Raw genomic sequence first — 13,626 nt, 5'->3', positions numbered from 1 at the left:
TCCGTCATGGAGGCGAGTCCGCCATGATGCCGCGTTCCGGCACCGCCGTCGCCGGCCGCGACCGGCCCACCCGGTGCCCGGCCAGCGCGTAGTACAGGATGTACAGGTACCCCGGCACGGCCAGCCCGGCGAACACGGCCTGGAAGTCGTAATGCTGCTTCAGTACCGCGAACGCCTGCGGCAGGATCGCGCCACCGGCGATGCCCATGATCAGCAGGGCCGAACCCGTCTCGGTATGCCGGCCCAGGCCCTTGATCGCCAGCGGGAAGATCGCCGGCCACATCATCGCGTTGGCGAAGCCCAGTGCGGCGACGAAGCCGACCGATACGTAGCCGTGCGTCAACAGCGCGCCAAGCGCGAACAGCACGCCCAGCGTCGCGGAGATGGCCAGATAGCGTTCCTGCGACACGAAGCGCGGGATCGCGACCAGTCCGGCCACATAGCCGATCAGCATCGCCGTCAGCGTGAATGACGTGAAGAACTTGGTCTGGTCCAGCGACAGGCCGAAGCCGTTGCCGTAGGCGCCGATGGCATCGCCCGCCAGCACTTCCACGCCCACGTAGACGAACAGGCAGAGCACGCCCAGCCACAGGTGCGGGAACCGCGCCAGGCCACGCTCGCCGTCCGCGGCATCGTCCACCGGCGCGGCGTTGGCCTCCGACGGCTTCACCTCCGGCAGCGGCGAAAACAGAATGCCGATGGCGACCACCACCAGGATGCCGGCCATCACCAGGTACGGCAGGTGGATCTTCGCCGCGAACGCATCCAGCAGCGCCGCCTTGCCGGCGGCATCCGCGGTCTCCACCTGCGCGGCCAGATCACCCACGCCGTGCAGCACCAGCGTGCCGATCACGATGGGCGCCAGGACACCGGCGACCTTGTTGCAGATGCCCATCAACGCGATGCGCTGCGCCGCACTCTCGATGGGGCCGAGGATGCTGACGTAGGGATTCACCGCGGTCTGCAGCAGCGCCAGCCCACCGCCGATCACGAACAGGCCGGCCAGTGCGCCCGGATACCAGCGCTGGGTGGAGAACTCGCCGAACATCGCCGCACCCACCGCCATCACGAACAGGCTGATGGCCAGCCCCTTCTTCATGCCGGTGCGCTTGAGCAGCGCGGCCGCCGGCAGGGCGAGGAAGAAGTACGACAGGTAGAACACCATCAGCACGAGGAAGGCGTTCACCTCGTCCAGGTCGAAGGCCAGCCTGACGAAGGTGATCAGCGGTCCGTTGATCCAGGTGAAGAACCCGATGATGAAGAACAGCAGGCCGACGATGGCCAGTGAGCGAAGCGGGTTGGAGCCGGGTGCGATGGTCATGGGAATCCCCTCTGGCTGGCCGATGGGCGGGGTCCGGAACCGGCCCGACATCGGGAACAACGTTGTCAAAGATTTCGTGGAAGAACACCTGGATCGGTAATCGAGGCGACGGTACGACCCCTTCTGTGAGCGCCAAGGCCTCGTGCGCTGCAACATGAAGTCCTGCGAGACTTCAGGAAAATTGGCCTTCATATTCAACAATTAACGCCATAAGTGGAGTTAATCTATTCCTGAATGCGCCAATTGCTTCCGTTTCGCTACACCGGACTGCGTGCCAGACGCCTATTTGATGACAGAGTCTTGACAACGTTGTCAAACACTTTCCACACTCGGGCCATATCGGGATGCGGGAGTCCCGGCCGCGAACATGTGGGGAGACGTGTGGTCGCCATAGCAAATCCACTACCGGCAGATGCCATCCGCAGGGCGGAAGACGCCTTCATTGCGGCGGACGTCGGTGGCACGCATGTACGCATCGGCCTGGTCCGCGGCAGCGGCGATCCGGGTGCGCCGGTCAGCGTGCTCGAGTACCGCAAGTACGTCTGCGCCGACCACGCGGGCCTGGGGGACATCGTCGGCGACTTCCTTGCCCGACTGGGTCCGGCCCGGGCAACGCGTGCCGTGATCGCCAGCGCCGGCTACGCGCTGGAAGACGGCACCGTCATCACCAACAACCTGCCGTGGCGACTGTCTCCGAACGAACTGCGCGCGCAGCTCGGTTTCGACGACGTCCGCCTGGTCAACGATTTCGAAGCCGTGGCGCACGCGGCGGCACAGATGGACGCCAGCGAAGTGCTGCAGCTGGCCGGGCCGGCGATCGCGCCGAAGCACGGGCCCACGTTGATCCTCGGGCCCGGCACCGGCCTGGGCGCCGCGGTCTGGATTCCGACCGGCAAGCGCGCCGTGGTGCTGGCGACCGAGGCCGGCCAGGCCGCGCTGACCGCCGGCAACGCACTGGAGATGGCGCTACTCACCGAGATGCTGAAGACCCGCACGCACGTGCCGGTCGAGCAGGCCCTCTCCGGCCCCGGCCTGATGAACCTGCATGCTGCGCTGTGCGCGGTGCGTGGCGCAGCGCCTTCGACCTATGCGCGCCCCGGCGACATCACCGCCGCGGCGTTGTCCGGCAGCGACCCGATGGCGCGCGAGAGCCTGGACGTGTTCTGCGGCCTGCTGGGCAGCGTGGTTGGCGACATGGCGCTGCTCTACGGCGTGCAGGGCGGCGTGTACCTGGCCGGCGGCATCCTGCCGAAGATCCGCGATTTCCTGATCCAGAGCAGCTTCGTGCCGCGGTTCCTCAACAAGGGATCGATGCGCGAGGCGCTGGAACGCATTCCCGTGAAGCTGGTGGAGCACGGGCAGTTGGGCGTGATCGGTGCGGCCCGCTGGTACCTGGACCACGACGACGGCAATTGAGTGGAAGCGCCGGTACAGGCGCCGCATTACCGATGACGCCAGGGCTGGCGCATCGCCCCGCAAACCGGAACCAACCAAGCACGGCGGAACAGCGCGAGCGAGCTGCCGAAAACTCAGAAAATGATGGGAGAGACGTCATGAAGCACCGCAGATCCATTCTTTCCGCCGCCGTCGCGACCTGCCTCGGCATGGCCGTGCAGGCCCATGCGCAGGACGCTCAACCGGCCGATCCGCAAGCGACAGACCTCGATACGGTGATCGTCACCGGCATCCGGGGCAGCATCGAGAAAGCGCTCGACGCGAAACGCGACGCCGCTACGCACGTCGAAGTCGTAACCGCCGAAGATGTAGGCAAGCTGCCGGCCAAGAACGTGGCCGACACCTTGCGCCAGCTTCCCGGCGTCAACATTGCATCGTCCAGCGCCAGCGAAGGCGGCTTCGACGAGGCCGACCGCGTCAGCCTGCGCGGCACCAACCCCAGCCTCACCCAGACCCTCGTCAACGGCCACACCATCGGCACCGGCGACTGGTTCGTGCTCAGCCAGGTGGCCAATGTCGGCCGCAGCGTGAGCTATTCGCTGTATCCGTCCGAGATCGTGGACCGCGTCGTGGTGCACAAGACCTCCGAAGCGAAGCTGGTCGAAGGCGGCACCGCCGGCTCGGTGAACATCATCACCCGCCGCCCGCTGCAGTTCGCCGATCCACTCACCATCCAGGGCTCCATCGGCGCGGTGCATTCCGATCTGCCGGGCGACACCAAGCCGCAGTTCGACGCACTGCTGAACTGGCGTAACGAAGAGCGTACAGCCGGCTTCATGATTCAAGTGTTCAACGAAGAACGCAGCCTTCGCCGCGACGGCCAGGAAGTGGTGGGTGGCTATGGCACCATCAGCTCAAGCAACCCCGAACTCGATGGCGTGCTTTACCCCAATCTGATCGGCGCCGCGTTCTTCGAGCAGGTACGCAAGCGCAAGGGCGGTGTGGCCAACATCGAAGCGAAGGTCACCGACAACCTGACCCTCAACGTCAACGCGTTCTACTCCCGTCTGGAAGCGGACAACTACAACCGCAACTACATGATGTGGGCCAGCCAGTTCGTCAACTCGCAGACGCCCAGCAGCTATACGGTGCAGAACGGCGTGCTGACCAGCGCCACCTATGACCCGGTCACCTCCACCACGGTCACGCCTTACGGCGTGTACGACATGATCTCCCGCCCCGGCGCGGTCTCCACCTCGAAGTACATCGCGCTGGACGCAGAGTGGAATGCCAGCGATGCGCTGAAATTCGTGTTCCAGGCCGGCACCACCAAGGGCAGCGGCTCCAGTCCAACGCAGGACGTCCTGGAAACCGGCCTGGCCGGCAATGCCGGTGCCAGCTGGAGCATGAATGGCGCCGGCAATCCCATCGACTGGTCGCTGGGCGGCACCAACACGGCGGCGAACCATCTGCCGCAGAACGGCTGGATCTTCGGTGACCAGGGCATCGACGTGCTGGACAAGGAAGACTGGGGCTCGGTGGACGGCCAGTTCTTCTTCGATGGCGACGTCCTGTCCTCGCTGGACTTCGGTTATCGCCGCGCCACCCACGAGCGCAGCAACGACATGTCCATCGGCCAGGGCCCGAACTGGGCCAGCAACTGGCAGGACATCACCGCCTATCCGGGCGCGGGTGGCGCCTACCCGGGTGATTTCGGCATCGGCGGCAACGTGCCGTCCGGGATCTGGTACTACACGCCGGCGCAGCTGGCGGAAATCAATGCGCGCTTCGCCAATCGCGCCAATCCGGGACGCTTCAACTTCAGCAACGTCTATGGCGTGGACGAAGACATCGATGCGGCCTATGCGCAGCTGAACTTCCGTGGCGACCGCTGGAGCGGCAACGCCGGCCTGCGCTATGTGCGCACGCAGACCAACGTGCTGTACAACCAGTCCGTCGCCCCGGGCGTGCCCGGCGCAATCGGTGGCTCGGATTTCGGCGCCTACCTGCCGGTGCGGGTGGACAACGATTACAACGAGCTGCTGCCCAGCGTGAACTTCCGGTTCGAACTGACCGACGCACTGGTGGGACGCCTGTCGGCAAGCAAGACCATGACCCGCCCGGACTTCTCGGCCCTGGCTGGCGCACTCTCGCTGAACGACCTGACCCACGAAGGCAGCGGCGGAAACCCGAACCTCGACCCTCTGGTGTCGACGAACTTCGACGCTTCGCTGGAGTGGTACTTCGCACCACGCGCGCTTCTGGCGGCCAGCCTGTTCTCGATGGATCTGGATGGCTACGTGGATTTCGGCAACACGATCATCCAGTACAAGGACCAGCAAGCCAGCATCGACGCCGGCATGGATGTCTACGCCGACTACCTGGTCTCGGTTCCGGTCAATTCCAGCGGCAAGGTCAAGGGCGTCGAACTGACTTACGAACAGCCCATCGGCGACAACTTCGGCATCAACGCCAACTACACCTACGTGGATGGCGAAGCCCGCGGTGGCAAGCCGCTCAACGGCACCTCCGAGAACACCTGGAACCTGTCGGCCTGGTACGAGAACGATCGCTTCAACGCCCGCGTGAACTACAGCTATCGCAGCTCGTTCTATGCCGGCGTGAGCCGCGCCGACAACTTCTACCAGGATGATTTCGGCACGCTCTCCGCCTCGCTGGGATTCAAGGCCACCGACTGGCTGACGATCAGCCTGGACGGCTTGAACCTCAACGATCCGGAGCTGAAGTACTACACCGAGAACGATGCCGTTCCCGGCTACCTGCCGCATGCCTTCTACAAGAACGGTCGCCAGTACTACCTGAATTTCCGCTTCAAGTTCTGATGGGGACATCCGCCGGCAGGCCTCCTGGCCTGCCGGCGGCGGTCTGTCGCTTTACGCACGGCCAAGCGCCGGCATGGGAGAAAACCAGGGGAGCGCCGGGACAGGCGCATCACGGGCATGGCGTGGGGACGCCACCCGGCACATCGCAAGCGGCCGCGGGACCGGGCCGCACATTCTTCGAGCAATGATGGGAGAGACATCATGAAGCATCGCAAGACCGTTCTATCCGCCGCCATCGTGACGTGCCTTGGCTTCGCCATGCATGCGCAGGCGCAGGAGGCCACAGCACCTGCTGCAGCCAGCAGTGACGAAGCCACCGAGCTGGACCGTGTCACCGTGGTCGGTATCCGCGCCAGCCTTCAGCAGGCACTGGATACCAAGCGCAACGCCGACGCCATCATCGACGTGATCACCGCGGAAGATGTGGGCAAGTTCCCGGCCACCAACGTGGCCGAAGCGATGACGATCATCCCGGGCGTGACCATCGACAAGGCCTTCGGCCAGGGCGAGAAAGTCAGCATCCTGGGTACGGATCCCGCCCTGAACCGCACGCTGCTCAATGGCCAGACGGTCGCGTCGGCAGACTGGTTCATCGCCGACCAGCCAGGCCGCACGTTCAACTATTCGCTGCTGGCGCCGCAGATCGTCGGCAAGGTCGAGGTCTACAAGTCGCCCGAAGCGCACATCGACGAGGGTTCGATCGGCGGCACGGTGATCGTCACCACGCGCAAGCCACTGGACCTGGAAGCCAACAGCGTGTCCGGCCAGGTCAGCTACCTGTGGAACGACCGGGTGAAGGAGAACGACCCGCAGGCATCGCTGATGTACAGTTGGAAGAACGATGCCAGCACCTTCGGCGTGCTTGTCTCTGCGCAGACCTCCACCGAGAACATCCGCCGCGACGGCGTTGAGTCCTACGGTTCCGTCAGCGCACTCGACTACCGCGATGGCCAGGGCGGCGGCGGTTCGGTCAACAACCGTCCGATGGACTGGTCCGTCGGCGCTCCGAAACCGCAGGTCTGCGTGGACGCATGCGAAGACGCGCTGCAGAACAACCTCACCGCCCGTGGCCCGAACTCGCTGAGCGCGCACTACTTCGAGCAGGAGCGCAAACGCGACACCTACTCGCTGGCGCTGCAGTTCAAGCCGGTCGAAGAGCTGGACATCGAGTTCAACGCGCTGAAGGTCAAAGCCGGCTACGACAACATGAGCCATTCCATGTTCGCCTTCATGGGCAATGCATGGAACGGCCTGATGAACCTCACCGACGTCACCATCGAAGACGGCGTCATCACCCGCGGCACGTTCGACAACGCGCTGGTGGTCTACGACCTGATCAACCGCAAGGCGACGGTCGAAACCGACTCCTACGATCTGAAGGCCAAGTGGAACGCCGAGCGCTGGTTCGTCTCCACCGAACTCGGCACCAGCGAGGCCACGGGCGGAACCGGCCAGCAGGTGTTCGGCGAGTTCCTCAACTGGTCGGACTACACCTACGACATCAGCGGCGCGCCGGGCAATCCGGGCAGCGTGGTGTTCCATGGCACCAATCCCTTCCTGGACCCGAGCGCATTCCGCATGGATGGCGGCTGGGGCAGCGACCCGAACAGTGCCGCGACGTGGAACCCGGGCTGGGGCGGCAACATCGTCTTCAAGCCGACGAAGGACGAGGAAACGTACGGGCAGGTCGACTTCGGCATCAAGCTGGATTCGCCGTTCTACCTGTTGCGCTTCGGCTACAAGCAGCGCAGCCATGAAACCTCGCAGGTGATGGGTGGCGTATCGCTGGCCGCGGTGGCGGGTTACGGCGATGCCTCGGCCGCGCAGTTCGATCCTCGCCCGCTTCCGAGCAACTACCTGAGCGGCTTCAACGGCGTGGGCGACCTCAACAACCGCTTCACCATCGACGGTTGGGCACTGGCCGACTACATCCTCAGCGGCGACTGGCTGGCGCCGTGGCAGACCATGCCGACGCCGAGCACGTTCAACGACCCCTCCTTCGCCGCGAATACCTGGACCATCGAAGAGGACATCAAGGCCGCCTACGTGCAGGCCGACTTCAGCTGGGAGCGACTGCGCGGCAATGTCGGCGTGCGCTACGTGCAGACCGAGTCGGACAGTGGCAGCTGGGCATGCACCGTCAACGTCAGCCCGTGCCCGGCCACGTCCTACGCCTGGGCGAGCACCAGGAAGAAGTACAACGACTTCCTGCCCAACGTGAACCTGGTGTTCGAAGCTACCGACGAACTGGTTCTGCGCGCGTCGGCGGCCAAGGTCATCTCGCGTCCGAACTACGGCGACATGTCGACCTACCTATGGCTGGGCGACCAGACGCTGACCGGCGGCGGCGGCAATCCGGACCTTGACCCGTATGAATCCACCAACCTGGATGCCGCGGCCGAGTGGTATTTCGCCGAGAACGCGATCCTTTCCGGCTCGGTGTTCTACAAGGACATCGGCAGCTACATCCTGGTGTCGACGCGCCCGGAAGTGCATTTCAACCAGGCGCAGCAGGCCGACACCACCTACCAGGTGGCCCGTCCCTTCAACGCCGGCTCGGCCAAGGTCAAGGGCGTCGCGCTGGCGTATCAGCAGAACTTCGACAACGGCCTGGGCGTGATCGCCAACTACACCTACGCCGACGCAGAATCGGATACAGGTCGTCCATTGCCGTACAACTCGGAGAACCAGGTCAACATCAGCCCGTTCTTCGAGAACGACCGCTGGAATGCGCGCATCACCTACTCCTGGCGCTCCAAGTACTTCACCCAAGTGGACCGCGGTGACGACCTGTGGACCCGCGATTATGCGTCGCTGGATGCGTCGGTCGGCTTCAAGATCAACGACTACATGACGGTCAGCCTCGAAGGCATGAACCTGCTGGACGAGGTCTACCACAGCTATGCCACGGACGAACGCCTGACCCGCGGCGCCTACCGCACGGGTCGTCGCTACATGGCGTCGCTGCGCTTCCAGTTCTGAGTTCTCTCCACCGCTCCGGCGGATTGCAGTTCCCTCACGGGCCTGGACTTGTCCGGGCCCGCTTTTTTTTCGGCATGCTGTGCCCATCGCTACCGAGGACACCGATGAAACGACCCATCGCCCATCGCGCCCTGGCCGGACTGGCCTTCGCCCTGCTCGCCCTGACCGGCTGCTCGCCGAAGGCGGGTGACGACACCGACGCGACCACGTCTGCGCCCATCACTCCGTCACTGATCCCCGCGCCTGCCGCACTGCAGACGGGCGAAGGTGCCTTTGCCATCACTGCGGACACGCGCCTGGCCGCCAGCGGCGAAGCCGCAACGCGCGTCGCACGGCAATTCGCGGCCTATCTGCAGTCGGCAGGTGGGCCCGCACTGGCCACCACGCAGGACGAGGGCAAGGGCGTGATCCGCTTCGTGCTGGAGTCGGCCAGCACGGATAAGCAGAACCCGGAAGCCTACTCGCTCGACGTCACGCCCGACGGCATCACCGTGAAGGCGCACGACGAGCGTGGCCTGTTCTACGGTGCGGTCACGCTGTGGCAGCTCGCCACCCAGGGCGACAAGGGCGGCGTTACGCTGCCGGCGCTGCATATCGAGGACGCGCCCCGCTTCGGCTGGCGCGGCTTCATGCTGGACCCGGCACGCCATTTCCAGCAGGTCGATGACGTCAAGAAGATCATCGACGCGATGGCCCTGCACAAGCTCAATACCCTGCACTGGCACCTGACCGACGACCAGGGCTGGCGCATCGAGATCAAGCAGTATCCCAAGCTCACCGGAATCGGTGGCTGCCGCATCCCCGCCGGTGATGGCGGCAAGGACCCGAAGACGGGCGAGCCACGCCCGTACTGCGGCTTCTACACGCAGGACCAGATCCGCGACGTGGTGAAGTATGCCGCCGAGCGCCACATCACCGTGGTGCCGGAAATCAACGTGCCTGGCCACGCGACCGCCGCCATTGCGGCCTATCCGGAGCTGGGCTCGATCGACTCGCCGCTGGTGCCGTCGAACGAATGGGGCGTGTTCCCGAACCTGGTCAATGTCGAAGAAGGCACCATCACCTTCCTTGAGAACGTACTGGGCGAAGTGGTCACGCTGTTCCCCGGCACCTACGTGCACATCGGCGGCGACGAAGCGGTGAAGGACCAGTGGGAAGCTTCCGCGCGCGAACAGGCCCGCATGCGCCAGGTCGGCGCGAAGACCGAAATGGACCTGCAGGGGTATCTGGTCGAACGCCTGGAGAAGTACCTCGCCTCGCACGGCAAGCGCCTGATCGGCTGGGACGAGATCCTGGAGGCCAAGCTGCCGCCCGAAGCCACGGTGATGTCGTGGCGCGGCATCGAAGGCGGCCTGCAGGCCGCACGCCAGGGCCACGACGTGGTGATGTCGCCGTCCAACAAGACCTACCTCGACTATCTGCAGACCGCCTCGCCGAACGAACCCCCGGGTCGCCCCGCACTGATCACGCTGCAGGATGTCTACGGCTTCGACCCGGTGCCGCCGGCACTGGAAGCAAGCCAGCGCCACCACATCCTCGGCATCCAGGCCAACCTGTGGACCGAACACACGCGTACCTTCGCCCGCCTGCAGCACAACGCCTTCCCACGGCTGGCCGCCGTGGCGGAAACCGGTTGGACCCCGGCCGCGAAGAAGGACTTCGCCAGCTTCACCGCCCGCCTGCCCACGCAGTTGAAGCGGTACGACGCCATCGGACTGGGCTATGCGAAGACGCCGTTCGAGCCGCTGATCGCCATCGACGAAGACCGCAAGGCCGGCACTGCGAAGGTCACGCTGTCCAACCCGCTCGACTACCCCGTGCACTACACCACCGATGGCAGCGAACCGACGCAGGCGTCGGCGACATTCGCCGCGCCGCTGGAGCTGAAACTGCCGGCCACCGTGCGCGCCGCCGCATTCGCCGACGGTCGCGCGCTGGCATCGCCTTCCACGTTCGAGATCACGCCGGCGTCACTGATGACGCGCACCGACGAGGCGATGGCCGTCTGTCCGGACGCCGGACGCCTGCTGCTGCGGCTGGAAGACGACGGCCCGGCGGACGGCGAGCGGGCGATCTTCAACGCGACGATCTTCTATCCGTGCTGGCAGTGGAACCAGGCCAACCTGGACGGCATCGCGTCGATCAAGGTGCGCGCGGGCCGCATCCCGTACTACTTCCAGCTGGCGCACGACGAGCCGCACCGCACGTTCGAACCGGCGAAGTCGCCACTGGGCGAACTTGAGATCCTGGGCGGCGGCTGCAAGGGCCATACGCTGGCGACGGTGGCATTGCCTGCTGCACCGAACGCCGATGGTTTCCTCGATCTAGAAGCACCGTTGCCGTCCGGCACGTCCGGCAAGCAGGACCTGTGCGTGCGTTTCACCGGCGACACGCGCCCACAGATGTGGGTCCTGGACCGGATCACGCTGCAGCCCCGTTAACCTTCATGACCCTGCAGGAGGGGCTTCAGCCCCTCCTGCCATCATCCGCGCAGGCGGAGCAGCAGGTCGCGCAGCGGCGTGATCATCGTCGCTAGGCCCGCCAGCACGCCCAGCGTGTTCGCCACCGCATCACGCGGGTCGGCCATGCGCGTGCTGGTCAGCATTCCTTGCGCGAACTCCAGGCCGATCCCCAGCGCGACCAGCAGCAGGGCGATGAGCAGGCACGCGCGGCGTTTGGCGAACAGTTGCACGGACGACGCGGAAAGCAGTGCGTACGCCAGGAAGTGCTCCACCTTGTCGCCGCCTTCCGGCACCGGCGGCAATCCACTGAGATTCACCAGCGACAGCACGACCACCGTCGTGACCGCCACCAACCACAGCGCCAGCCACAGCCGCGGACGGCGAAATGGCTTGAACACGAATATCCCGCTCACAGGCGCCAGCTCAGATCGTTGAACAGGAACGCCACGCCGAACTCCACGTCGCGCGAAAAACCCATCACCTGGAACCGTTCCCCCATCTCGCTGGGCAGGGTCAACCGCTTGGCTTCGTTGCGCAGGCGCAACAACGTGGTCTCGTCCGCGCGCGCTTCGGCTTCGTTCAATCGCTCCTGCAGACCGTTGCCGAGCAGGAAATTGGCCTGCGTGGTGTAACCCGCCATGTCGAAGCCTGCCTGCGTACCGGCTTCCGCCAACGCGGTGAAATCCACCGAGGCGGTGATGTCCTGAAGGCCCGGCCACAGGTAGGCATCGTTGTGCACGCGGTGCCGGTAATACGCACGCAGGGTGCCGTCGTCGCGGTCGGGCTGGTAGAACTCGCGGCGCGTGTAGCCGTAATCGGCGAACAGCATCGCGCCGCGATCCAGTCCCCCCATCACCGCCTGGATCCAGTACGGCAGCTGCGGCAGCAATTCCGAACGGTAGCCATCGGGAAACGGTTGTTCGAGATAGCGCTCGACGTGCCGTACGGCCGCGGCGAGCAATGCATCGGCCGGGCGATCGGTGCGCATGAAACGCCCTGCGCCATCCAGCGCGACGGCTTCCTCGAACACTTCGCCATCGCGCAGCGTGAAGCGCGGCGTCGGCAGGGCGTCGATCACTTCGTTGGCGAACAACACGCCATCCCAGGTTTCGGACGGCGGACCGTCGAGCCATTCGAGCAGGTCGAAGACCGGCGGAATCAGGCGTTGCTCCAGTCGCTCGCGCTGGCGCTCGCGCAGATCGGCGCTGGGTTCGAGGATCGCGTAGCGCGCAGGCAGCGCATCCAGCTCCAGCAACCGCTTGAGCATGATCTCGGCGAAGGCGCCGCTGCCGCCGCCGATCTCCACGAATCCGGCCTCCGGACCCAGTTGCTGCAACACCGGCGCCACCGCCTGCGCCACGCAACTGGCGAACAGCGGCCCCAACTCCGGCGCCGTCGTGAAATCACCGGCCTCGCCGAACTTGGTGCTGCCCGCGCTGTAGTAGCCCAGTCCGGGCGCGTAGAGGCTGCGCTCCATGAACCGTGAGAACGGCATGCTGCCGCCCTCTGCGGCGATTTCGGCGCGGATCAGCGCAGCCAGGCGCTCGCTATGGGCCTGTGCCGCATCGTCGGGAACGGGTAGATCAGCCTGCATGACGCACCTGGAGCGGGAAACCACGTCATTGTACGGGCCGATTCACATTGGCACCGCAGCCCTAGCCAACCCCCGGGGCCACGCATAGAATCGTGGTGCACAGCAGCAACGGACACGCCATGACCTATTGCGTCGGCATCGAAGTCAACGAAGGCCTGGTCTTCGCCGCGGATACCCGCACCAGCGCTTCGTTCGACGATGTGCGCGTGTACCGCAAGCTGCACGTGTTCGAATGGCCGGGCGACCGCGTATTCGTCATCATGTCGGCCGGCAACCTGGCCACCACCCAGCTCACGTTGTCCAAGCTGCAGCGCGACGTGGACGATCCGCATGCGCCGCGCAGCCTGCGCACGTTCTCGCACCTGTACGAAGTGGCCGAATATGTCGGCGAAACCCTGGTCACCAGCCAGGCGCGGGTGATCGACGATGCCCAGCAGAGCGGCGTCAACGTGCAATCCACGTTGATCCTGGGTGGCCAGATCGCGGGCGAACGGCCCGGCCTGTACATGGTCTATCCGCTGGGCAACTGCATCGCCACGTCACCGGAAACGCCGTACCTCCAGATCGGCGAATCGAAGTACGGCAAGCCCATCCTCGACCGCATCATCCGGCCCGAGACCTCGCTGGAAGATGCCGCACGCTGCGCACTGGTGTCGCTGGATTCCACCATCCGCTCCAACCTGTCGGTCGGCATGCCGGTGGACATGGCGCTGCTGCGCGCAGGCGATCTGAAGATCAGCCAGAAGGTGCGGCTGGAAGCGGACACGCCGCTGTACGCCGAGATCCACGACACGTGGTCGCGCAAGCTGGAGGCGGCCGTGCACAGCCTGCCGCGGTTTCCCTGGGAACCGCAGCAGGAGCGCGAAGCGCCCACGGGCCCGCTGCCAGCGATGCCGCCGCGGCGCGCACCGTCGCGGCAGGATCCCGGCGACGCACAGGGGCAGCAGTAACGTCCCCGCGATTGTAGGAGCGACGTAAGTCGCGACCGCACGGCCGATGCTTTCGCCAACGTTTGGATCATGCGCAGCA

8 protein-coding genes are annotated in these 13,626 nt (G+C 65.3%); 5 read left to right on the top strand and 3 right to left on the bottom strand.

The genetic code is table 11. The features are described 5' to 3' along the window. Positions 1-4 precede the first annotated feature (4 nt). Positions 5-1,321, bottom strand: a complete 1,317-nt coding sequence (locus OY559_RS01190) for a sugar MFS transporter (protein ID WP_277728296.1) — start codon at positions 1,319-1,321, stop codon at positions 5-7. A gap of 381 nt (positions 1,322-1,702) precedes the next feature. Here OY559_RS01190 and OY559_RS01185 point away from each other — a divergent pair, with 381 nt between their 5' ends. The 4 genes from OY559_RS01185 (at position 1,703) to OY559_RS01170 (ending at position 10,982) form a co-directional block, all read left to right on the top strand. After that, positions 1,703-2,737, top strand: a complete 1,035-nt coding sequence (locus OY559_RS01185; RefSeq protein WP_277728294.1) for a glucokinase family protein — start codon at positions 1,703-1,705, stop codon at positions 2,735-2,737. A gap of 137 nt (positions 2,738-2,874) precedes the next feature. Continuing rightward, the gene (locus OY559_RS01180) at positions 2,875-5,559 is read left to right on the top strand and encodes a TonB-dependent receptor (protein WP_277728293.1); all 2,685 of its coding nucleotides are present in this window, start codon (positions 2,875-2,877) and stop codon (positions 5,557-5,559) included. Between the two features lie 201 nt (positions 5,560-5,760). Continuing rightward, a complete protein-coding gene (locus tag OY559_RS01175) occupies positions 5,761-8,541 on the top strand; it encodes a TonB-dependent receptor (protein WP_277728291.1) in 2,781 nt (926 codons plus the stop codon). Between the two features lie 104 nt (positions 8,542-8,645). Continuing rightward, on the top strand, positions 8,646-10,982 hold the full coding sequence (locus OY559_RS01170; RefSeq protein WP_277728290.1) for a beta-N-acetylhexosaminidase: 2,337 nt from the start codon (positions 8,646-8,648) through the stop codon (positions 10,980-10,982). Between the two features lie 41 nt (positions 10,983-11,023). Here the strand turns inward: OY559_RS01170 and OY559_RS01165 are convergent, their stop codons facing one another. Both OY559_RS01165 and OY559_RS01160 read right to left on the bottom strand, forming a co-directional pair. Further along, positions 11,024-11,407: a VanZ family protein gene (locus OY559_RS01165; protein WP_277729878.1), complete on the bottom strand. Its 384-nt coding sequence runs from the start codon at positions 11,405-11,407 to the stop codon at positions 11,024-11,026. Positions 11,408-11,412: 5 nt separating this feature from the next. Continuing rightward, on the bottom strand, positions 11,413-12,597 hold the full coding sequence (locus OY559_RS01160; protein WP_277728288.1) for a class I SAM-dependent methyltransferase: 1,185 nt from the start codon (positions 12,595-12,597) through the stop codon (positions 11,413-11,415). Between the two features lie 119 nt (positions 12,598-12,716). Between OY559_RS01160 and OY559_RS01155 the strand changes: the two genes are divergently transcribed. Then, entirely contained in the window at positions 12,717-13,547 is an 831-nt protein-coding gene (locus OY559_RS01155; RefSeq protein ID WP_277728287.1) for a proteasome-type protease, read from the top strand. Positions 13,548-13,626: the final 79 nt, after the last annotated feature.

This window comes from Pseudoxanthomonas sp. SE1, assembly GCF_029542205.1.
GTDB lineage: Bacteria > Pseudomonadota > Gammaproteobacteria > Xanthomonadales > Xanthomonadaceae > Pseudoxanthomonas_A.
The sequence above is the reverse complement of the archived record's forward strand: the minus strand, read 5'-3'. Positions and strand labels throughout refer to the sequence as shown.